Below are 19,978 nucleotides of genomic sequence, written 5' to 3'. Positions count from 1 at the left end.
GGGCTGACTAAGCGTGGGCAGCGGCGGCGGCCGGCTCGGCGGCGGGTTCCACGGACTGGGCCTGGACCGCGGTGATGGCCACTGTGTTCACGATGTCCTCCACGGTGCAGCCGCGCGACAGGTCATTCACGGGCTTGCGGAGCCCCTGCAGGACAGGCCCGACGGCGACCGCACCCGAGGACTGCTGCACCGCCTTGTACGTGTTGTTGCCGGTGTTGAGATCCGGGAAGATGAACACGGTGGCCTGCCCTGCGACGGACGAGCCGGGCATCTTGGACTGGGCGATTGCGGCGTCCACGGCGGCGTCGTACTGGATGGGACCTTCGACGGCGAGGTCCGGCCGGCGCGTTTTCACCACTTCGGTGGCCTCCCGGACTTTGTCCACTGCCAGCCCGGACCCTGACCCGCCGGTGGAGTAGGACAGCATGGCCACCCGCGGGTCCACGCCGAACTGCCCGGCGGTTTCGGCCGATGCCAGCGCGATGTCAGCGAGCTGCTCCGCGTTCGGATCCGGATTAACCGCACAGTCGCCGTACACCAGGACGCGGTCCGGCATCAGCATCAGGAATACCGAGGAGACGATCTTCACGCCGTCGCGGGTCTTCACGAACTCCAGCGCCGGCCGGATCGTGTGGGCGGTGGTGTGCGCGGCGCCGGAGACCATGCCGTCCACCACGCCCAGCTGCACCATCATGGTGCCGAAGTAGCTGCCGTCCAGCATCACTTCGAGCGCCCGGGCCAGGTCCACGCCCTTGTGCGCCCGCAGCTCCGCGTACTTCTCGGCGAACTGCTGGCGCAGCTCCGAGGTGGCGGGGTCCACGATGTGGATGCCGGCAAGATCGATGCCCTGGGTGGACGCCAGCTCCCGCACGTCCTGTTCGCTGCCCAGGACGGTGAGGTCGCAAACGTCCCGCCGGTGCAGGATTTCCGCGGCACGCAGGATCCGCACGTCATTCCCCTCCGGCAGCACGATGTGCCGGCGCTGCAGCCTGGCCCGCTCAATGAGATCATGCAGGAAACGCAGCGGCGTCATCCGCTCCAGCCGCGGCAGGTGCAGGCGCTCCACCAGCTCCGCCTCGTCCACCAGCCTGGCCCACAGCCCCACGGCCGAGGCCACCTTGCGCCGGTGCCCGGACCAGATTTCGCTGCGCACCTCGGACACCCGCTTGGCGGTGGTGTAGGTATCGCCCTCGGCTGCGAACACGGGGAACGGCGCCTGCGCCAGCAGCGAGTAGATGTTCGGGTCGGGGGCCAGGCCGCCGGTAAGGATCAGCGCCGACGGCACCGGGAACTCGGGCGAGAACGACGATGCGAGGCACGCAACCATCACGTCCGCACGGTCGCCCGGGACGATCACCAGCGCGCCGTCGTCGAGCACGTGCAGGAAGTTGGCCACGTTCATGGCCGCCACCCGGATGGCGTGGACATCGCGTTCCATGTCCGAGCGGCCTGCCACCTGGCGGATCCCCAGGGCCGTGGCCACTTCACCGGTGGTGGGCCGGGCAATGTCCTCGAGCTCCGGGAACACATACACGGGCCGGCCGGACGCGCCGGGCTTCACGGCGGCGACGATGCCGTCCACATCTTCCGGGTCGGCGCGGTTCACCATGATGGCCAGCAGGCTGCAGCGTTCGGCCGCCAGTTCCTTGCGGGCAACCTCGACGGCGTCGGCCGCCTCCTCGACGGTGAGCCCCTTCGCGCCCACCACGGCCACGACGGACGCGGCCAGGTTGTTCGCGAGGCGGGCGTTGAGGTCGAATTCGACGGCGGCGTCGTGGCCTGTGAGGTCTGTGCCCTCGACAATGACCACATCGCAGTGGCGCGACATCTCGGCGAAGATCTCCACGCAGCGCGCATCGATCTCGGCCCGCTTCCCTTCGGCCAGCAGGCCGCGGACCTCGGCGAAGGTCAGGCCGCCGCGGCAGCGCTGGTCGTCGAGGTCAAACCTGGCCTTCATCAGGGAAACCATGGGATCCGCCGCCGCGTCGTTTCCGTGGACCACGGGCTTGAAGAAGCCGATCCGGTCCGCGTGCCGGTGCAGCGTGTCCGCCAGCCCCAGCGCAATGAGCGACTTTCCGGATCCCGGTGTGGTCGCGCTGACGTATATCCCCTTGGCCATGGTCCGCCCTTAGGTTGTGACGTAGTGGTGCTTTCCGTCCGTCCATACTTTCACTTGTTGCGGCGATTTTCTCCATGCGGGCTTCTGCCCGCCGCCTTCTCTCCGGGCCTTCTCTCCGGGACCGGGGGTGTGACTGCGGGGCGGGCGTCCTGTCAGGACCTTTGACACTTTCGCGCCCGGGTGTCATCCGTCATGCTGGAGAGACGAGGAAACAGAGGACACCTTGGAAACTCTTCAGGTTGAGCTCCAGGACGTCGGCGGCACGTCCTGGTGGGCCCGCCTGCTCGCCGCCATCTCCTCGCCAAAAGGCAGTTCGCTGCTGAGGTTCGTTGCCCGCGTGGGCAGCGAGATCCGGTATTCCAGCGACACCATCACCACACCCACGCCCGTGTCGCCCTCGGCACCTGAGGCGGCGTGGACGCACGTCATGTCCCATACCGTCCAGCACCTCATCCGCCAGATCGAACAGGACGGCTGGGTCCAGACGGGTGCCGGAAGCAATCCGTGGTCCCTGACGTTCGAGCGCCCCGATCCGGAACCCTGATCGGGCCCCTCGATCCGGCACTCGATCCGGCCCCCGATCCGGCACTCAGCGGGCCCCTGCTCTTGACAGCATGCCCCAAAATGGGATTACCTAATGAACATTCGGTAAATAAAGCTGGAGGCAATGACGCATGGCTGAAGCAACAATCTCCGGGGCCACCCACCCCATCCTTGAAAACGATTATGCCTCCGAGTGGATGGGCATCCAGGTCCTCGCCCTCAGCGACGGTCACGCCACCATCCGCATGACCCTCCGGCAGGAAATGCTCAACGGCTTCGGCATGGCCCATGGCGGAATGATCTTCGCCTTCGGCGACACCGCTTTTGCCTTGGCCTGCAACCCGGTCAACCCGGCACCCGGCGAGGAAAACAACATCACCGTTGCCGCCGGCGTCGACATCAACTTCCTCAAGCCCGCCTACCGCGGGCAGGTGATCACCGCCGTCGCGGACCGCCGCTCCACCGCCGGGCGGAGCGGCCTGTACGACATCCAGATTTTCGCCGCCGCCCCCCAGCCGGATTCCGGCCCCGACTCCGGCAATCCGGGCGAGCTCATCGCCGAGTTCCGCGGACGCAGCCGCACCATCTCCAAGAAGTAGGTAAACCATGACCCTGCATGCCCCCGAAACCCCTACCCCCACCGCTCCAACAGGCGCCGGACTGGACCCCGAAGAAACCATGTCGCGCGACGAGCTGGAGGCGCTGCAGCTCAGCCGACTCCAGCACACCGTCGCGTACGCCTACGACCGCGTCCCGCTGTACAAGCGCAAGTTCGACGAGGCCGGGGTGCACCCCACCGACCTCCGCGAGCTGTCCGACCTGGGCCAGTTCCCCTTCACCACCAAAGAGGACCTCCGGCTGGAGTACCCCTTCGGCATGTTCGCCGTGCCCCAGAACGAGGTGGCCCGCATCCACGCCAGCTCCGGCACCACCGGCCGCGCCACCGTGGTGGGCTACACCAAAAAGGACCTCGCCGACTGGGCCAAGCTCGTGGCACGTTCCTTCCGCGCCTCCGGCATCCGCCCCGGCATGAAGGTTCACAACGCCTACGGCTACGGCCTGTTCACCGGCGGCCTGGGTGCCCACGCGGGTGCCGAAGCCCTCGGCTGCACCGTCATCCCCATCTCCGGCGGACAGACCGAACGCCAGATCACGCTCATCCAGGACTTCAAGCCCGACGCGATCCTGGCCACCCCCACCTACCTGCTGACGATTGCCGACGCGATGATGAAGCAGGGCATCGACCCGGCCTCCACTTCGCTCAAGTACGCCGTCCTGGGTGCCGAGCCGTGGACCGAGGAAATGCGCCACGAGCTCGAAACCACCATGAACATCAAGGCCTGCGACATCTACGGCCTGTCCGAGGTCATGGGCCCCGGCGTGGCCGGCGAAGCCGTGGAGACCCAGGACGGCAGCCACATCTGGGAGGACCACTTCCGCCCCGAGATCATCGACGCGTTCAATCCCGCCGTCGGCGTGGACTCAGTCCTGGGCGACGGCGAACACGGCGAGCTGGTGTTCACATCACTCACCAAGGAAGCGCTGCCCATCATCCGCTACCGCACCAAGGACCTCACCCGCCTGATGCCCGGCACTGCCCGCCCCGCACACCGCCGGATGGGCCGCATCACCGGCCGCAGCGACGACATGATCATCCTGCGCGGCGTGAACCTGTTCCCCTCGCAGATCGAGGAGATCGCACTGCGCATCCCCGAGCTGAGCCCGCACTTCCAGCTGGAGCTCACCCGCCCCGAGGGCCAGCGGATGGACCAGCTGACCGTCCGGATCGAACGCCGGGACGCCGTCACCCCCGAGCAAAGCTCGACGGCGGCACGCACCCTGCGCGAACAGATCAAGATCCACGTGGGTTCTTCATGCACCGTGGACGTGGTTGAGCCGGGCTCGCTGGAGCGTTCAAACGGCAAGCTCCGCCGGATCTACGACATGCGCCCCAAGGGGTAGGGTCAGGGGAATCCGGACCGCTGAAGGAGAATCGATGAGCACGGCCATATCTGTCATTGTCTTTGACGTGAATGAAACCCTTTCGGACATGGCCCCGCTCGGGAACCGGTTCGCCGAAGTGGGCGCCCCGAAGGAACTGGTAAAGCTGTGGTTTGCCAGCCTGCTGCGCGACGGATTCGCGCTTACAGCCAGCGGAGACAACGGCTCCTTCGCAGTCCTGGGAGCGGAGGCCCTCCGCGGACTGCTGGTTGCGGAAGGGACCACCGGAGACCTGGACCGGGCAGTCGAACACGTGATGAAAGGCATGCGGGACCTCGGCCTGCACCCGGATGTCCCCGAGGGGGTCAGGGCACTCACAGGCGCTGGATACCGGCTGATCACCCTGACCAACGGCGCAACCGCCATGACCGAAAGGCTCTTCAACGAGGGCGGGATCCGGGACGAGTTCGAGTTGCTGCTCTCGGTCCAGGACGCCCCGGCATGGAAACCGGCCCCGGCGGCCTACGAGTATGCTGCGGCTTCGGCCGGAGCGGGCGCTGCGGAAATGTTGCTCGTCGCCGTGCACCCCTGGGATATCCACGGGGCGGCCAAGGCCGGACTGCGGACGGCATGGCTGAACCGGACAGGCGCCGCCTACCCGTCGTACTTCCAGTCCCCGGACATCACGATAAACGCCTTACCCGAACTCCCGGCAGCCCTGGAAGCCTGAACCCGCCCCGCCACCCAGCGCGAACGGACACTTGTGGCCTGCTTCCCAGCGCGAACGGACACTTGGGGCCCGCCGGACCAGGGCCCCAAGTGTCCGTTCGCGCTCTGCTGGGCGGTCCATGGCGAGGCTCCGGACACGGGGATGGTCCCCGGCTGCATAGCCGGGGACCATCTTTGCGGGAGGCATTCAGTGCACTGCTGCCAATGCGCGACAGCGCTGCGACGTGCCAATGGCTAACCGCCAAATAGGGCAGCCCAATGTGCCTGATCCCGTCCCGGTCTTTGAAGTCCCGGTTCCGAAACCCCTTGAATTAGAAGCTAATCGAAGCTGTAACCCGGTCCCAGGACCGGTACTTACTCCTACAAATTTTCTAGCACCCGGGCCACGCTCAAGCAAGGGTTTTCGGGTATATGACGCCGGTTACACCAATTGACCGAACGTTCATGAGAAAATAGCCGTTATGTCCACAACTGATGCACCCACCAAGCGCGGCCGCCCGGGATACGACCAGCAGTCGGTGCTGCAGATCGCCGTCGAAGTCTTCAACCGCCACGGCTACGACGCCACGTCCATGGGCATCCTCGCCGAAAACCTGGGCATCTCCAAGTCGGCAATTTACCACCATGTGCCGTCCAAGGGGGACCTCCTCAAGCTCGCCCTGGAGCACGCACTGGGCGGACTGGAGGCCATTCTCGACCAGCCCCAGGCCCGGACCGGAACTGCCGAAGCCCGGTTGGAATTCGTGCTCCGGCAAACAATTTCGGTGCTGGTGGAGCGGCTTCCGTTCGTCACGCTGCTCCTGCGCCTGCGCGGCAACACGGACATCGAGCGCGACGCCATGGAACGCCGGCGCACCTTCGACCACAAGGTGGCGGCCCTGATCTCCGCTGCCCGTGATGAAGGCTCGCTCCGCGAGGACATCGATCCGCGCACGGTCACGCGGCTCCTGTTCGGCACCATCAACTCAATCGTCGAATGGTACAAGCCGGGCGGCTCGCTGTCGCCGGAAAAACTGGCTGACGACGTCATCACTATGGCGTTCAGGGGACTGAACGCAGCACGCTAGGCCCTTTTCTCTCACACCTGAAAACGAGCAGCGCGGGCAGTCATTGACGGCGGGATGAGGGGGGCCCACCCTGTAGTCATGGCCACCAAATTGTCCGAAGTTCTCTTCGGTACGTTCTCCCAGTTGCGCTACCAGCCCACCGCCAAAAGGGTGCGTGCCATGGCTGGTGGGGACGTCGTCGTCGACACCCTCTACGCGCTGCTCGTGTGGGAGCCCAAGCGCATCACGCCCGTCTATGCAGTCCCGGAAGTCGACGTTCGCGGCGAGCTGGCACCGCCGGGGCAGCAGGCGGGCGACGTGCCCGAATACGGGGTCAAGATCATGCTGGACGCCCCGCCGTCGCTGGATCCGCGCACCGGCTTCGGCAAGCACACCACGCCAGGCGAGGAGCTCGACGTCGTGACCTCCGGCGCGAGGCTGCCCCGCGCAGCCTTCCGGCCGACCGACCCGGACATCGCCGGCTATGTGGTGCTGGACTTCAAGGCGTTCGACTGGCTGGAGGACGACGAGGAGATCATCGGCCACCCGCGCGATCCGTTCCACCGGGTGGACGTCCGGGCGTCGTCGCTCACGGTGGATGTAAGGCTCGACGACGTCACACTGGCCACCACGAACGGCGCCCAGCTGCTGTACGAGACCATGCTGCCGGTGCGCTACTACCTCCCGCCGGAGGACGTCCGGCTGGACCTGATGGACCCCAGCCCCAAGAAGACCGTGTGCCCGTACAAAGGGGTGGCAAGCTACTGGACCTACCCGCTTGCCGAGAACGGGAAAAACATTGCATGGATGTATGACCAGAGGTATCGCGATGCCGCCCAGATCCACGGGCTGGTGTGCTTCTTCAACGAACGTGTGGACATTACGGTGGACGGCGTCCGCCAGGAGCGGCCGGTGACGCCGTGGTCGGTGAAGGCGGGTCAGTGACAGGGGGCCAGCCAATGACGGCGAGCCGGTGCGGGAATCGGTGACGGGGCAAAGATAAGGCGTCCCGCTGAGCCGGAACGCCCGTCTTCTTGGCCCTGCCAGCAGTCTAGAGCTGGTATTCGGCCTGCTGCATACCGAGGCTTTCGTGAACGCAAAGAATGTTGTTCTCGGTGTCCATGAACCAGGCGCACTTCTCGGAATCGGTAGTACAAACGTGGTGTTCGCCAGTTTTCACATCAGGACGATCGTAATCCTGGAATCGGACGCCGCGTGACTCCATCTCGTCGACTGTCCGTTCGATGTCCCTGACCTCAAAGCTCAGGGTGGTGTGCTCGGAGTGCTTGCCATCCGTCACGGGCATCAACTGCAGCATTGCGCCGCCGTCAGTGCCGAACAATTCGCTTCCGTCGTCCGCCACGCCGCGATGGGGAAGTCCGAGAGTTTCCGCGTAGAAACGACGGGCACGCTCTTTGTCATCCACGGGCAAAACGGTTGTGGCTGTGTTCAGTACTAGGGTCATTTCGCCACCTCCTACGCTGAAAATTTTACGCCCGAGGGTGGGAGAAAGATCTTACGAAACATAGGCCCAAACGCCCTCTCACTTCCTGCTCTCTCACCTGGGTGAGAGAGCGTTTGGGGAAAACCCGCAGGAAGTGAGAGAGCGTCGGGTGGGGGAGTCGGTGGGCGGAGGTTACTTTTCGACCAACGTGAGGACGTCGTAGGTGGCTACGATGTCCTCGTTCTGGTTCGTCAGGACTGCGTCCCAGGCCACCTCGCCGTACTCGTCCGTCTCGCGCGGGGTGATCTTCTTCGCCGTCAGCGTGACGCGGATGGAGTCGCCTGCGGCAACAGGCGTGATGAAGCGCAGGTTCTCGAGGCCGTAGTTCGCCAGGACCGGGCCCGGAGCCGGCTCAACGAACAGCCCCGCAGCCCAAGCCAGCAGCAGGTAGCCGTGCGCAACGATGCCCGGGAAGAACGGATTGGCTTCCGCGGCTTCCTGGTTGGTGTGCGCGTAGAAGGTGTCGCCGGTCGAGTTGGCGAACGCGGTGATGTCCTCCAACGTGACCTGGCGGAGTTCGGAACGGACGGCGTCGCCGATCCGCAGGGTCTCGAGCGACTTCCGGAACGGGTGGGTAGACTCAGTCTCCACAGTGAAGTTCCGGTCGGCGCCGGTGTGCCAGACACCTGTGACGGCCGTGAGCATGTTGGGCGAGCCCTGGATGGCGGTGCGCTGCATGTGGTGCATCACCGAGCGGATGCCGCCCAGTTCCTCGCTGCCGCCGGCACGGCCCGGGCCGCCGTGGACCAGGTGCGGGACCGGCGAACCGTGGCCCGTGGAGCTGCGGGCGTCCTCGCGGTTGAGCATCAGGACGCGGCCGTGGTGCGCAGCGATCCCGGTAACCAGTTCCTGCGCCACGGATGGATCGTTGGTGCACACCGAAGCCACCAGGGAGCCGCCACCGCGGGCGGCGAGGCGGACGGCGTCGGCCAGGTCGGTGTAGCCGAGCACGGACGAAACCGGGCCGAAGGCCTCCAGCGAGTGGACTTCCTCAGCCTCGGCGTCCGCCCAGCTCAGCAGCACCGGGGACATAAAGGCGCCGCTTTCGACGACACCGACTCCCCCGTCAGCCTTCGTCACCTTGGGTGAATCGAGCGTGCCGTACGCCAGCTCGCCGCCGGCGTCGATCATGGACTGCACGGCGGCACGGACGCCGGCGAGCTGCTCAAGTGAAGCGAGGGCACCCATGGTGACGCCTTCTGCGCGGGGGTCACCCAGCACCACGCGTTCGTCGATGCGGGCACCCACGGCGGCAACGACGTCGGACACCAGCTCCTGCGGCACAATGGTGCGCCGGATGGAGGTGCACTTCTGGCCGGCCTTGACGGTCATTTCAGTGACCACGGACTTGATGAAGGCATCGAACTCGGGCGTCCCGGGAACCGCGTCCGGACCCAGGATGGCGGCGTTGAGCGAGTCCGTCTCGGACGAGAACCGGATGCCGCCGTGCACGACATTGTCGTGCGACTTGAGCGAGTTTGCCGTGGAAGCTGAGCCGGTGAAGGCGACGAGGTCGCGGTAGTCAAGGTGGTCCAGGAGCGTCCGGGCCGAGCCTGAGATGAGCTGCAGGGAACCCTTCGGCAGGATGTTGGACTCTACGATGGCCTTGACCACGGCCGCAGCCACATACCCGGTGGGAGTGGCGGGCTTGACGATGGTGGGAACGCCGGCGATGAACGCGGGCGCTAACTTCTCCAGCATGCCCCAGACCGGGAAGTTGAAGGCGTTGATCTGCACAGCGACGCCGGGGATGCGGGTGTAGATATGCTCGCCGACGAAGGAGCCGTCCCGGGACAGGACCTCCATGGGACCGTCAATCACAACCTGCGAATTGGGCAGCTCGCGCCGGCCCTTGGATCCGAAGGTGAAGAGCACGCCGATGCCGCCGTCGATGTCCACCATGGAGTCGATTTTTGTGGCACCGGTCTGCGCGGACAGTTCGTAGAAGTGTTCGCGGCGGGCGTTCAGGTACTGCGCCAGTTCCTTCAGCTTCAGGGCCCGCTGGTGGAAGGTCAGCGCGCCGAGTTCCGTCTGGCCGGTGGTGCGTCCGTAATCCACGACGCCGGCAAGGTCCAGTCCCTCGGTGCTCACCTTAGCCAGGAGCTCGCCGGTGCTGGCGTCCAGGACGGGAACAGCGGAAGCCGCGGCGTCGGCGTCGGGCGTCCACCAGGCGTCCCGGACGAAACTGGGGACGGTCTCCACGGTGTCGAGTGAGGATGTCGGAGCAGTTGCAGTGGTGGTCATCGTTGACGGGTCCTTCCTGCGCGGGGCAAGATCATCACGGTCAGTGCATTACTGACCGTCCGTTCGGTAATATGTCTACAGTACATGAATGTCCCGTGCTGCACACTAGAGAATGCGGACCGGTTCCCCGGCCGGTGAGACCGCCGGCCAGTCATGCCGGTCCAGCCGGCACGTCCGGCACATCCCCCGCCGTAGCCCGAAGCCCGCCGTAACCCCGAGGAAAGAGAAGTGGCCATGCAGTCCGAAACCCGCAACGCCGAGCTGTGGAAAATCACGCTCGGTGAACTCGACGAGAAGATGGGCGTGAAAATCGTCGAGGAATCCGTGGAACGCGTTGTCGCCACGATGCCGGTGGAGGGCAACCGGCAGTCGTTCGGGCTGCTTCACGGCGGTGCCTCGCTGGCCGTGGGTGAGGCCGTGGGGTCGTGGGCGGCCGTGATCCACGCCAGCACCATGGGCAAGACCGCTGTCGGCGTGGACGTCTCCGCCACCCACCACAAATCGGCGCGGGAAGGCCGGATCACCATCACGGCCACGCCCATCCACCTGGGCGGCACGCTGACCACGCACGAGGTACTGCTCACGAACGAGGCCGGCGAGCGCCTGTGCACCCTCCGGATCACCAACCTGCTGCTGGACCGGAAGAACTGACGCCCAAAAACTTTCATTACTTTGCATCCAAAGAGGAGCTCCCGCCGGTAGTAAGGGGCGTAAGCACAAACACAGCCCGACACCGGGCGTCCCTCTGAGGAGTTTGAAATGCGCAAAACAAGCTACGCCGCCGGAGCACTGTCGCTCGTGGTTGCACTGACCTTCGCAACCCCGGCACAGGCCGGCGGCTGGCAGCACGACGATGCCCCCGCGAAGCTCTCCGTCCTGCACGGCGTGCCCGGCCTGACCGTGGACGTCTGGGTGGACGGCAACCTCACCCTTGACGACTTTGCTCCGTGCACCCTCGCCGGTCCGCTGGAGCTCGCGGCCGGCGACTACGACATCGCCATCACCGCCTCGGACGCCACCAGCGCCGACAACCCGGTGATCGGGCCGGTGAATGTTGAACTCAACGACGGCGGAAATTACACAGCGGTGGCCCACCTCACCGCCGACGGCGCCCCGACGGCCACGCTCTTCACCAACGACACGAAGGCTCTCCGCAACGACAACAAGGGCAAGCTGACCGTCCGGCACGTGGCCGCAGCTCCCGCCGTCGACGTCCTGGCCGGCGGAGCGGCAGTGATCGAGGGACTCAGCAATCCCGACGAAGCTACCCTGAAGCTCGAGGCCGGGACCATCTCCGCCTCGGTGTCTGCGGCCGGAACCACAGCCCCGGTGATCGGGCCCGCTGACGTCACGGTCGAGGCCGGCAAGAACACGATCGTCTACGCCTGGGGAAGCCTGGCCGACGGCAACCTGGCCGTGGCCGTCCAGGTTGTTGACTCCGAAGACAGGTGGTGCGGACGCCGCTGACCCCGTTCCTGGGGAACGGTTCCGCCATCACTGGCGGCCGTTCCCGGTGGGGCCGTCTGACGGGCGCCCCACAAACGTGCGGGGCCGCGGACGCGCTGAACCCCCACACCCGACGTCCCGTCGTCGTGCGTTAGCCCGTCGTCGTGCGTTAGGCATCCGTCGTGCGTTAGAGCGCCCCGCCTGCCGCTTCCGGCGTCGAGGAGCCGCCGCCGCCATGTCCCCCGTGACCGTGGTGGTGGCCACCGCCGTGGCCGTGCCCGCCGCCTCCGCCGCCGGCGTCGCCAACCCTCTCGCGGGCAAGGAACATCTCGACGTCGAACAGGTTGTCCGCCCGGCGTGCGACGTTCAGGAGCGTGGACATGGACGCAACCTCCTCCACCTGCTCCTTGAGGAACCAGAGCATGAACTGCTCACCGAGGGCATCGTTTTCCGCCCGGGCCGCAGCGAAAAGCTCCTTGATGCGTTCCGTGACGTCCACCTCCTGGGCGAGGGCCAGAACCAGGGGTTCCTCCGCGGAGGTGAAGTCGTTCCGGACTGGGTCGATCCCCGGAATGGAAATCCTGATTCCGCGATCCACGATGTACCGGACCATCATCATCGCGTGGTTCCGCTCCTCCAACGACTGCCGGTAGAAGTGCTTGGCAAGCCTGGGCAAATCCTGTCCGTCGAACCAGGCGGCAACGGCGATGTACTGCTGCGACGCCGCGAACTCAATGCCCACCTGTTTGGCGAGCAGATCATTGAATTTTTCCGTGCTCATTGGGCTCTCCTCCAGTCGGGGTTCAAGGCTGAGGCCCCGCGGCACGGCGGCTCAACTGGGCCCGGAGTTGCCGGAGGGTCTGCATCGAGCTTGCTCCCGGCGGGGTGGAGGGTCAAGACCCTAACGCTTCGGCCTGGGTCTCGCTTCAGGCTGGCCGCTGTGCCTGGCGGACTGCCAGCGGGAACGGCAGAATGTGGTTCCACAGGTCTCACTGCCGCTCGAAGGAGCCATTGATGACGCCTGCCGGCCCGCACGATTGGGACGTCGCTCTCGATCATGCGTTCGCAGCCGGCCAGGAAGCGGCCCTCGCGGAGGCCTACAGGCGGCTGAGCCCGCTGGTGTATACGCTCGCGCTGCGATCGTTGGGGGAACGCGCAGCGGCCGGCGACGTCACCCAGGAAGTCTTCATCCAGGCCTGGAAATCGCGCGCCAGCTACCGGCCCCAGGCAGCCCGGCTGCCTGCCTGGGTGGTTGGCATAACCCGCAATGCCGTGGCCGACGCGCTGTCCGTCCGCATGCGCCGGCAAGAGCTGGAACAAGCCGTCGGGCAGCTCGTGGGCGATGACCATATCGCCGGGCCGCCCGTAGCCGACGTGGAAGCCGTGGAACATCTTGACGCCGAACTGCTGAGCCTGCTGGCCCTGGGCGAGCCAGCCGGGAGCCCGGCCGACGCCGAACACCTGGCGGCCTGCGGCGAATGCGCCGGCACGCTCGCAGCCCTGGAACGCACCGTCCGTGCCGCCACGGTGGACCCCGCCGAAGTGGAACTGGCGACGCCGGGCCCGCACAACTGGGCGGCCATCCATCAGGCTTTGGGCCTTTCCCCCGACCAGGCGCAGGATCCGTTGAGCCGGCGGCCTTCGGCGGGAAGCGCGACGACGGCGGTGGTGGGCGGTTTGGGAAGCGCGACGTCGGCGGTGGTGGGCGGTTTGGGAAGCGCGACGTCGGCGGTGGGTTCCGCCGGGCGTTCGACGGCGAAGCGGCCGGCGCCGCTCGGGCCGCCCGCCCGGGGCGGGAGGACAGGTCCTCCGAGGACGGGCGCGGTTGCCCGGCCCTGGGTTGCACCGGCCGCTGCAGCGGCCGGAATCGTGGTCGGCGCGGTCGCTGTCTGGGCCGCCTACAGCCTGCTCGGGCGGGGACCGGAAGCGGAGCCTTCGCCCACCCAGACCGCTCCGCAGGCCGTGCTTCTGGCGGAGGCGCCCCTGGAACCGCTCAAGCCCTACACGGCCAGCGGTACGGCCGTGGTGGAGCAGCTTCCGAATGGAACCCGCCAACTGGTGGTCCGCCTTGCCAACGGCCAGGTGAGCGGCTTCCGGGAAGTCTGGGTGATCGCGCCGGACCTCTCCAAACTCATCAGCCTCGGTGTCCTGGACGGCGATCCGGGCGTCTTCGCGCTGCCCGAGGGGCTCAACCTCGCGGAATATCCCATCGTCGATGTCTCCAACGAACCATTCGACGGAAACCTCGGGCACTCATCGGACAGCCTGGCCCGAGGTGAACTGGTGGCGGAAGACTAAAGAACCGGAAAGACCAGCCATGCTCCAGACACCGAGGTGTTCGGCCCGGACCTCCGGCTGGCCGACTTGCAATAGCCGGCCTGGCCTGGCCTGGAGTTTTTGTCCACCTATCGCGAGATATAGGCGCTTTTGGACGCGATAAGTGGACAAAAACTCGGGGGCTTCTGTGGGCGAGTTTCAGCGGCGCGAACGGCGTCGGACCAGTAGGAGGGCAATAGCGCCCACGAGCAGCACGCCGGCCCCGAATCCCGCCGCGGTGAGAAGACCGTCCGCGCCCGTGGCCGGCAACTGGCCCGAGCTCCGCGGAGACGTAACCGCGGCGGCCACCAGGACCGGGGCGGGGTCGATGACGAAGGTGACGGTCACCGGTGCCGAGGTGGCGCCGTCGACCGTTTGGCTGGCCACCGCGGTGTGGGTCCCCGCTCCCAGCCCTGCCGGCAGCGGCGAGTTCCACGAACCGTCGGAAGCGGCCTGTGCTGCCTCGACGTCGTCGAGCGTGACACTGACCGTTGCACCGTTCAGCGCGGAACCCGAGATGCGCTGGGGAACAGCATCATGGGCAAAATGCTGGCCGTTTTGAATGCCGGTGACCGAGGGCGCCGGCGGGACCACCGTGAAGCTACGGATCGCCGCCGGGCTGTCAGCGACTCCCGGTGCGGTTTGGATTGCCCGGACCGCGAAGGTCCCGTACGCCGCGTTTCCGGTGACGGGCACCGCCCATTTGCCGTCGAGCCCTACCACGCCCTGCCCCGTGGCGCCGCCGGAGAGCTCCACGGTTGCCCCTGGTGTTCCGGTTCCTTCAATCCTCTCAAGGGCGGTAAGGGATGCGCCTTCCCCCGGGCTGGCAATGGCAGGGGCCGGCAGCTCCGACGGCAGCACGGTGACGTCGAAGGAGCTGGCCCCGGAGCGGCTGAAGCCGTTGATGGTTTCGGCCGCAAACTGCAGCCGGCCGGTCTGGGACGGAGCCGTGAACTGCCACTGTCCGGTAGCGTCCACGGGGACGTCCACCGGATCCTGTCCGGGGACCGTGATGCGGACGGCCGAACCGGCTGCGACGGCCGATGCCGGGGCCGCCGGCACCTGTCCTGTGATGGACCGGCCGACTGCCACCCCGCCGCCGTTAGCAGGTGACGTGAGTGCGGGTTTGTTGAGGAACAGCTGAAGCTGAACGCCGGGCAGGCGGGTCAAGGCGTCCTCCAGCGTGGTGGCCACGGCGAAGTTGTTGACCGGTTCGCCGGGAACGACGGCGTCACCCGCGGAATGTGTACCGACGGCGAAGTTTCCGCTGATCCAGGGACCGCCGGAGTCGCCGCCGCTGGACTGGACGGAGTAGGACAGGAAGCCGCGGAAGGCCCGGAGGTCGGCCGCGTCCGCGGTGATGCCGCCGACGACGTAGATTCCCACTTCGTCCACGGTGCCGCAGGACCAGCGGGCGCTGCGGCCTGACCGGCAGACGGGCTGCCCCACCGACGGCGAGGTGGCCCCGATGATCTTCACTGCCGTGGCTCCGGGATCGGAGGGGGCATCCCAGCGCGAAGCTGCGGGCTGAAGTTCAAGGCCGGGCCGGATGTCCTGAATAACGGCGATGTCCGTGCCGACGTTTCCGGGGTTGAGTTCGTCGCCGGTAATCCAGGAATTGCCCGGACCGCCGAACTGGCTGAAGCCCAGGGTGCCGAGCAGGTTCTCCGACGGCGAGTCCGGACGCTCCACGTTTGCCGTTGAGAGCGTTCCGTCCTCGGTGCAGTGCCCGGCGGTAAGCACCAGGGGCTCCCCGGCCGGGCTGTACGCGCCGTACCCCGCAGAACATATAACGCCGTTGTTGAAGAAGTAGCCCTCCCCGCCGAAGAAGTCCTCCTCCGGGGCAAGCGGTTTGCCATGTTCAAGACGGACGTTCGAGTAACGCGCCACGAATTCGGACGGCGAGGCCGACGCCGGGGATCCGGAAGCGCCGCCGGCTGGCGTTTCCGATACGGTTGGGCGGGCCCCGCCTGCCGGCGTTTCCGATACGGTTGCGCGGGCCCCGCCGGCCTCCGGCTGGTTGGTGCCGCCGGTGCGGATCACGAAGCTGCCGTTGGCGTAGGCAACAGCCTGGAGGCCTGCTGCGCCTACCTCCCGGACATAGTCCTTGAACAGCTGGTCCGTGCTGGCTGCGACGCGTTCCGGTTCTTCCGCTTCGGGCGGCGCTCCCGCCACTGTCGCCGTGGGAGTGGCGGACGGCGCGGCAGAGGGGCCGGCAGTGGCGGCAGCCGTCGCGGCGGCGGGGATCGTGGCCGGTGCCACCAGGACAAACTCACCCGCCCCGCCCGCCTTACGAGGGCCCGCAGCATTTAGTTCAGCGACGCGGGCCCCAAGCTCCGGGCCGGCGCCTTCGACTACGATCCGGCCGTCCTTCAAACTGATTCCCACATAGCCGGGCAGTGAGCGCAAGGAGGCAACGGCGTCGGCCACGCGTTTGCCCTGGTCACCGGCGGCGTTGAACTGTTCCAGCGTCATGCCCAGATCCCGGAGGACGGCTTCCGTCAGTCCGGCATCGCTGATGGCGGGGGCGGAACCGCCCGGAGCCTGTGCCGCACCAGCAGGTGCGGCACCAGCAGCAGGTGGGGCCCCCGCAGCCGGCACCGAGACGGAAGGATCAGTAACCGGCGAGCCCGACTCCGCGAGGGCGGGAACCGCGAGAAAAGTGGAGCCGAGTGCCAGCGCGGCCGTGGCAGCCAGCCCCAGGGCGCGGTTGATCCGCTTCCGCCCCGAATGATGCGTCAAAGTGTCCCCCCAGATTTTCGTTTACATCGTCATCCTGCTGGCCAGCCCGGACCGGATGGAAGCCAGTTCGGCTGCGGTCAGCCCGTGCTGCAAAAGATAGTTTGTCGTATCCAGCCGTCGGACAAATTCCAGTGCTCCGCCGCCGCGCCTCTCCAGCAGGGGAAGCAGGGCGTCCTCATCAAGATACCGCTCGTGTTTGTGCGGCGGACCGAGCATCCGGTGGCGCTCGTTGATGGCCCGCATGGCGGCCTGATAGCCGGAGACGATCTCGTGGTCGGGGGCACCCGTGAGGTCCTGGAGCATGGCCGCCACCATTCCGCTGCGGTCCCGCCCCGCCGAGCAGTGGATCACCACACCGGCAGGGGCGGCCGCGACAGCCTTGAAGACTGCCACAAGCTTGTCCGGAAACAGCCGGGCGTTGGCCGCGTAGCACGCCGGATCATTCAGGTACGGGGAACACAATTCTTTGAACTCCGGGTGGTCCGGGTCTTCGGTGGGAGCGTGAACGACGTCGAACGCCGCCAGCACCTCCGAACTCACCGCCGGATCGGTTACCCTGAGCCCGTGTTCGGAAGGGTTCCGCAGGTCGATCACGGTGCGGACGCCGTCGTCGTACGCCTGTTGCCAGCCGGCTTCGGTGAGCCATTCCCGGCGGCCCATGCGGAAAACGCTGCCGGAAATGCGCCACGCATTTACGGCTCCGTCCCAGTGCACGGGCTCTCCAGGCTGTTCCATCCAGACAGCTAATCACAGACCCCCGACATCCGGCACGGGTACCGGCCGAAAAATGGGGTGGCGGCCGGCAAACATACGGGTACTCCGGCCCGTGTCGTCCTAGCCGACGCGGGCGTACTGTAAGGCGTACTTGCGGCTAAGCCGCTGGCCCATGGCCACGCAGCCCGGGGCACAGTTCAGAGCAAAGGGGAAACTGATGAGTGACCGGATATTACGACGTCGGCGCGCGGCATTCGCGGCCGGCCTGGCTACGCTGGCGCTGGCCCTGGGACTGGCGGCACCGGCGGAAGCCGCCCGGCCGATCGCGTACGTTGCTTTGGGTGATTCCTACGCCGCGGGGCAGGGAGGGGGGTCGTACCTGGACACGGAGTGTCTCCTCAGCAGCAACAGCTATGCAGCAGATGCAGACGCAAGCAAGGCGGTCCGACTGGCCGAGAATGCGGCCTGCAGCGGGGCCACCACGCTTGATGTCGCCGCAAACCAGCTGGACCGGTTGAACCATGGCATCACGCTCGTGACCATCACCGCCGGCGGAAACGACATCAATTCAACGGCTGTGCTCGTGGCCTGCTCCACGGCGCCGTCGAGCGTGGAATGCGCCAACGCCCTCGCGCTCGCCACGGGCATGATCAGCCAGGTGGAAGGCCGGCTGGTCGCCCTGGTCGAAGCCGTCCGGGAGGAATCCCCCAAGGCACGGATCGTCCTCACGGGCTATCCGTACCTGTTCGACCCCGCTAATGCCAGGACGCCGGAAGAAGCTGCGTTCATGACGGCCGCCAACAATGCGACGACCGCTCTGAACGCAGCGATCGCCAGAGCCGCGTACACCTCCGGCGCCGAGTATGTGGACGTGACGGATGAATTTGCGGGACACGCCGCGAACAGCATCGATCCCTGGATCAATCCGGCGGGGCCGGACAGCTTCCACCCTAATGCGGCCGGGTACCAGGCTTACTACGAAGCCCTTGCAGCCGAGGGTGTCTATTCGACGAACTAGCGCTGCTTCGCGAGCCTGAACTCCAGGCCGGCGCGGACCATGGGCCACTCGTGCTCGAGGATTGAAAACACCACGGTGTCCCGGAGCAGGCCATCTACCGTCCGGGAGTGGCTGCGCAGCACGCCGTCCTGTTTGGCTCCCAGCCGCGCAATGGCTTCCCGGGACTGGTGGTTGAGCCAGTGCGTGCGGAACTCGACGGCGGGGCACCCCAGCGTTTCGAAGGCGTGCCGCAGCAGCAGCAGCTTCGAATCCGGGTTGCTGCCGCTGCCATGCGTAGAAGCCGCATTCCATGTGGAGCCGATCTCCACGCGGGGAGTGGCGGCGTCGATATTCATGTAGGTGGTCATCCCGATGACCCGGCCGGGACCGCCGGTGGCGGGGTCCAGCAGGCGTGTGGTGAACGGCAGCATGGAACCCGCCTGCTGGAGCCCGAGGCGGCGGTCGATCTCTGCGGCCATGTTCTCCGGCGCGGGCACGCTGGTGTACCAAAGCTTCCAAAGCTCACCGTCGCGGGCAGCCTCAACCAGGCCGTCGTGGTGCGCGTGGCTGAGCGGCTCGAGGACGACGTGCTGACCGGTGAGAATGATGGGTTCCAGGGAAGTCATCGCATCATCCTAGGGTCACCACTAGGCTGCTCACCGCCGAATCGGATTCCAGGACGCTGCGCGGGCGCTAAGCCCCTGCGCACTAAGCGGGCCAGTCGAAGAAGCCTTTGCCCGTCTTCCGCCCGAGTTCGCCGCGGGCCACCTTGTCGCGCAGGATCTGCGGCGGCGCGAAGCGCTCCCCCAGCGTTGACTGCAGGTACTCGGCAATCCCCAGCCGGACGTCCAGGCCCACGATGTCCGTGGTGCGCAGCGGACCGGTGGGGTGCTTGTAGCCCAGCACCATCGCGTTGTCGATGTCCTCGGCGGAAGCGATCCCTTCCTCCACCATGCGCATGGCCTCCAGGGCAATCGCCACGCCCAGCCGCGAGGAGGCAAAACCGGGGGCGTCATTGACGACGACGGCGGTCTTGCCGAGTGCCTCGACCCACCTTTTCGCCGCGGCGGCCAGGTCGCTGGAGGTCTGTTCGCCGAGCACCACTTCAATCAGGGTGGATGCGGGCACCGGGTTGAAGAAGTGCAGGCCCAGGAAGTTCTCCGGACGCTTCAGTTCGCGGGCCAGCCCGTTGACGGACAGCGAGGACGTGTTGGAGGCGAGATATGCGGCCTCGGACAGCCGCTCTTCGATTCCGCGCAGGGAGGCGACCTTCAGGTCCCAGTCCTCCGGAACGGCTTCGACCACCAGCTGGCGGTCCTTGAAGTCGTCGTAGTCCACGGTTACGGAAAGGCGGGACGCCATCTCGTCCAGGTTGCCGTCCGTCGCGCCGCGCTCGATGCTCTTCGCGGCTGCGGACTCCACGCGCCCCCGCGCGGCTTCGGCCGAGGCTTCGTCGCGCTCGACCACCAGGACGTCGGCGCCGTTGATCAGGAACGCGTGCGCGATGCCGGCCCCCATCCGGCCGCCGCCGAGGACCCCCACGCGAGTGGGAAGGGTGCCGCCGGGAAGGTTACCTGCGGCGTCACTGCCCGAAAGGTCCGCGGGAACGTACGCCGGATGTACGGAATTGCTCATGG

General features: G+C 66.7%; 18 protein-coding genes. 10 read left to right on the top strand and 8 right to left on the bottom strand.

What is annotated here, in order from left to right; genetic code table 11:
• Nucleotides 1-7: 7 nt before the first annotated feature.
• Complete coding sequence (pta, locus tag J7I92_RS15250; RefSeq protein WP_214841800.1) at nt 8-2,119, bottom strand: phosphate acetyltransferase; 2,112 nt, start codon at nt 2,117-2,119, stop codon at nt 8-10.
• Nucleotides 2,120-2,342: 223 nt separating this feature from the next.
• On the opposite strand from pta, the gene J7I92_RS15245 reads away from it, so the two are divergent.
• From J7I92_RS15245 to J7I92_RS15220, 6 genes are all read left to right on the top strand, one after another.
• Nucleotides 2,343-2,663 carry a hypothetical protein gene (locus J7I92_RS15245; RefSeq protein WP_214841798.1) on the top strand — a complete coding sequence of 107 codons (321 nt, stop codon included), beginning with the start codon at nt 2,343-2,345 and terminating at the stop codon, nt 2,661-2,663.
• Nucleotides 2,664-2,793: 130 nt separating this feature from the next.
• Nucleotides 2,794-3,261 carry a hotdog fold thioesterase gene (locus J7I92_RS15240; RefSeq protein ID WP_214841797.1) on the top strand — a complete coding sequence of 156 codons (468 nt, stop codon included), beginning with the start codon at nt 2,794-2,796 and terminating at the stop codon, nt 3,259-3,261.
• A 7-nt stretch (nt 3,262-3,268) separates the two neighbouring features.
• Nucleotides 3,269-4,624 carry a phenylacetate--CoA ligase PaaK gene (gene paaK / locus J7I92_RS15235; protein WP_214841795.1) on the top strand — a complete coding sequence of 452 codons (1,356 nt, stop codon included), beginning with the start codon at nt 3,269-3,271 and terminating at the stop codon, nt 4,622-4,624.
• A 34-nt stretch (nt 4,625-4,658) separates the two neighbouring features.
• Nucleotides 4,659-5,333, top strand: coding sequence for a haloacid dehalogenase type II (locus tag J7I92_RS15230; RefSeq protein WP_214841793.1), 675 nt, complete (start codon nt 4,659-4,661; stop codon nt 5,331-5,333).
• Between the two features lie 460 nt (nt 5,334-5,793).
• Nucleotides 5,794-6,399 (top strand): TetR/AcrR family transcriptional regulator, encoded by a 606-nt coding sequence (locus J7I92_RS15225; RefSeq protein ID WP_214841791.1) that lies wholly within the window; start codon nt 5,794-5,796, stop codon nt 6,397-6,399.
• Nucleotides 6,400-6,477: 78 nt separating this feature from the next.
• Nucleotides 6,478-7,323 (top strand): DUF427 domain-containing protein, encoded by an 846-nt coding sequence (locus tag J7I92_RS15220; RefSeq protein ID WP_214841789.1) that lies wholly within the window; start codon nt 6,478-6,480, stop codon nt 7,321-7,323.
• A 106-nt stretch (nt 7,324-7,429) separates the two neighbouring features.
• Here J7I92_RS15220 and J7I92_RS15215 read toward each other — a convergent pair whose 3' ends face one another.
• Both J7I92_RS15215 and paaZ read right to left on the bottom strand, forming a co-directional pair.
• Entirely contained in the window at nt 7,430-7,843 is a 414-nt protein-coding gene (locus J7I92_RS15215; RefSeq protein WP_214841787.1) for a VOC family protein, read from the bottom strand.
• 171 nt (nt 7,844-8,014) lie between these two features.
• On the bottom strand, nt 8,015-10,126 hold the full coding sequence (paaZ, locus tag J7I92_RS15210) for a phenylacetic acid degradation bifunctional protein PaaZ (RefSeq protein ID WP_214841785.1): 2,112 nt from the start codon (nt 10,124-10,126) through the stop codon (nt 8,015-8,017).
• A 234-nt stretch (nt 10,127-10,360) separates the two neighbouring features.
• On the opposite strand from paaZ, the gene J7I92_RS15205 reads away from it, so the two are divergent.
• A complete protein-coding gene (locus J7I92_RS15205; RefSeq protein ID WP_214841878.1) occupies nt 10,361-10,777 on the top strand; it encodes a PaaI family thioesterase in 417 nt (138 codons plus the stop codon).
• A gap of 108 nt (nt 10,778-10,885) precedes the next feature.
• Nucleotides 10,886-11,593 (top strand): DUF4397 domain-containing protein, encoded by a 708-nt coding sequence (locus tag J7I92_RS15200; protein ID WP_214841783.1) that lies wholly within the window; start codon nt 10,886-10,888, stop codon nt 11,591-11,593.
• Between the two features lie 166 nt (nt 11,594-11,759).
• On the opposite strand, the gene J7I92_RS15195 is transcribed toward J7I92_RS15200, so the two are convergent.
• Entirely contained in the window at nt 11,760-12,353 is a 594-nt protein-coding gene (locus tag J7I92_RS15195; protein ID WP_214841781.1) for a ferritin, read from the bottom strand.
• Between the two features lie 233 nt (nt 12,354-12,586).
• Between J7I92_RS15195 and J7I92_RS15185 the strand changes: the two genes are divergently transcribed.
• Nucleotides 12,587-13,870, top strand: coding sequence for an RNA polymerase sigma factor (locus tag J7I92_RS15185; protein ID WP_396020396.1), 1,284 nt, complete (start codon nt 12,587-12,589; stop codon nt 13,868-13,870).
• Between the two features lie 177 nt (nt 13,871-14,047).
• Here the strand turns inward: J7I92_RS15185 and J7I92_RS15180 are convergent, their stop codons facing one another.
• A complete protein-coding gene (locus J7I92_RS15180; RefSeq protein WP_214841779.1) occupies nt 14,048-16,630 on the bottom strand; it encodes a trypsin-like serine protease in 2,583 nt (860 codons plus the stop codon).
• Between the two features lie 21 nt (nt 16,631-16,651).
• Nucleotides 16,652-17,365, bottom strand: coding sequence for a tyrosine-protein phosphatase (locus J7I92_RS15175; protein ID WP_214841777.1), 714 nt, complete (start codon nt 17,363-17,365; stop codon nt 16,652-16,654).
• Between the two features lie 196 nt (nt 17,366-17,561).
• Between J7I92_RS15175 and J7I92_RS15170 the strand changes: the two genes are divergently transcribed.
• Complete coding sequence (locus J7I92_RS15170) at nt 17,562-18,362, top strand: SGNH/GDSL hydrolase family protein (protein WP_214841776.1); 801 nt, start codon at nt 17,562-17,564, stop codon at nt 18,360-18,362.
• On the opposite strand, the gene J7I92_RS15165 is transcribed toward J7I92_RS15170, so the two are convergent.
• Both J7I92_RS15165 and J7I92_RS15160 read right to left on the bottom strand, forming a co-directional pair.
• Nucleotides 18,359-18,967 carry a GNAT family N-acetyltransferase gene (locus tag J7I92_RS15165; RefSeq protein ID WP_214841775.1) on the bottom strand — a complete coding sequence of 203 codons (609 nt, stop codon included), beginning with the start codon at nt 18,965-18,967 and terminating at the stop codon, nt 18,359-18,361. The two genes, J7I92_RS15170 and J7I92_RS15165, sit on opposite strands and share 4 nt — an antisense overlap.
• Before the next feature lie 82 nt (nt 18,968-19,049).
• Nucleotides 19,050-19,976, bottom strand: coding sequence for a 3-hydroxyacyl-CoA dehydrogenase family protein (locus J7I92_RS15160; protein WP_285290116.1), 927 nt, complete (start codon nt 19,974-19,976; stop codon nt 19,050-19,052).
• Between the last annotated feature and the right edge of the window lie 2 nt (nt 19,977-19,978).

It is taken from the genome of Arthrobacter sp. ISL-72 (assembly GCF_018613755.1).
In the GTDB taxonomy this organism is placed as follows: Bacteria; Actinomycetota; Actinomycetes; order Actinomycetales; family Micrococcaceae; genus Arthrobacter.
This window is presented reverse-complemented; position numbering and strand designations above follow the sequence as displayed.

Bases quoted from the DNA above. Each gene is read 5' to 3' on its own strand.
- pta (WP_214841800.1), bottom strand. From the start codon at position 2,119: ATGGCCAAGGGGATATACGTCAGCGCGACCACACCGGGATCCGGAAAG.
- J7I92_RS15240 (WP_214841797.1), top strand. From the start codon at position 2,794: ATGGCTGAAGCAACAATCTCCGGGGCCACCCACCCCATCCTTGAAAAC.
- paaK (WP_214841795.1), top strand. From the start codon at position 3,269: ATGACCCTGCATGCCCCCGAAACCCCTACCCCCACCGCTCCAACAGGC.
- J7I92_RS15230 (WP_214841793.1), top strand. From the start codon at position 4,659: ATGAGCACGGCCATATCTGTCATTGTCTTTGACGTGAATGAAACCCTT.
- J7I92_RS15225 (WP_214841791.1), top strand. From the start codon at position 5,794: ATGTCCACAACTGATGCACCCACCAAGCGCGGCCGCCCGGGATACGAC.
- J7I92_RS15220 (WP_214841789.1), top strand. From the start codon at position 6,478: ATGGCCACCAAATTGTCCGAAGTTCTCTTCGGTACGTTCTCCCAGTTG.
- J7I92_RS15215 (WP_214841787.1), bottom strand. From the start codon at position 7,843: ATGACCCTAGTACTGAACACAGCCACAACCGTTTTGCCCGTGGATGAC.
- paaZ (WP_214841785.1), bottom strand. From the start codon at position 10,126: ATGACCACCACTGCAACTGCTCCGACATCCTCACTCGACACCGTGGAG.
- J7I92_RS15205 (WP_214841878.1), top strand. From the start codon at position 10,361: ATGCAGTCCGAAACCCGCAACGCCGAGCTGTGGAAAATCACGCTCGGT.
- J7I92_RS15200 (WP_214841783.1), top strand. From the start codon at position 10,886: ATGCGCAAAACAAGCTACGCCGCCGGAGCACTGTCGCTCGTGGTTGCA.
- J7I92_RS15195 (WP_214841781.1), bottom strand. From the start codon at position 12,353: ATGAGCACGGAAAAATTCAATGATCTGCTCGCCAAACAGGTGGGCATT.
- J7I92_RS15185 (WP_396020396.1), top strand. From the start codon at position 12,587: ATGACGCCTGCCGGCCCGCACGATTGGGACGTCGCTCTCGATCATGCG.
- J7I92_RS15175 (WP_214841777.1), bottom strand. From the start codon at position 17,365: ATGGAACAGCCTGGAGAGCCCGTGCACTGGGACGGAGCCGTAAATGCG.
- J7I92_RS15170 (WP_214841776.1), top strand. From the start codon at position 17,562: ATGAGTGACCGGATATTACGACGTCGGCGCGCGGCATTCGCGGCCGGC.
- J7I92_RS15165 (WP_214841775.1), bottom strand. From the start codon at position 18,967: ATGACTTCCCTGGAACCCATCATTCTCACCGGTCAGCACGTCGTCCTC.
- J7I92_RS15160 (WP_285290116.1), bottom strand. From the start codon at position 19,976: ATGAGCAATTCCGTACATCCGGCGTACGTTCCCGCGGACCTTTCGGGC.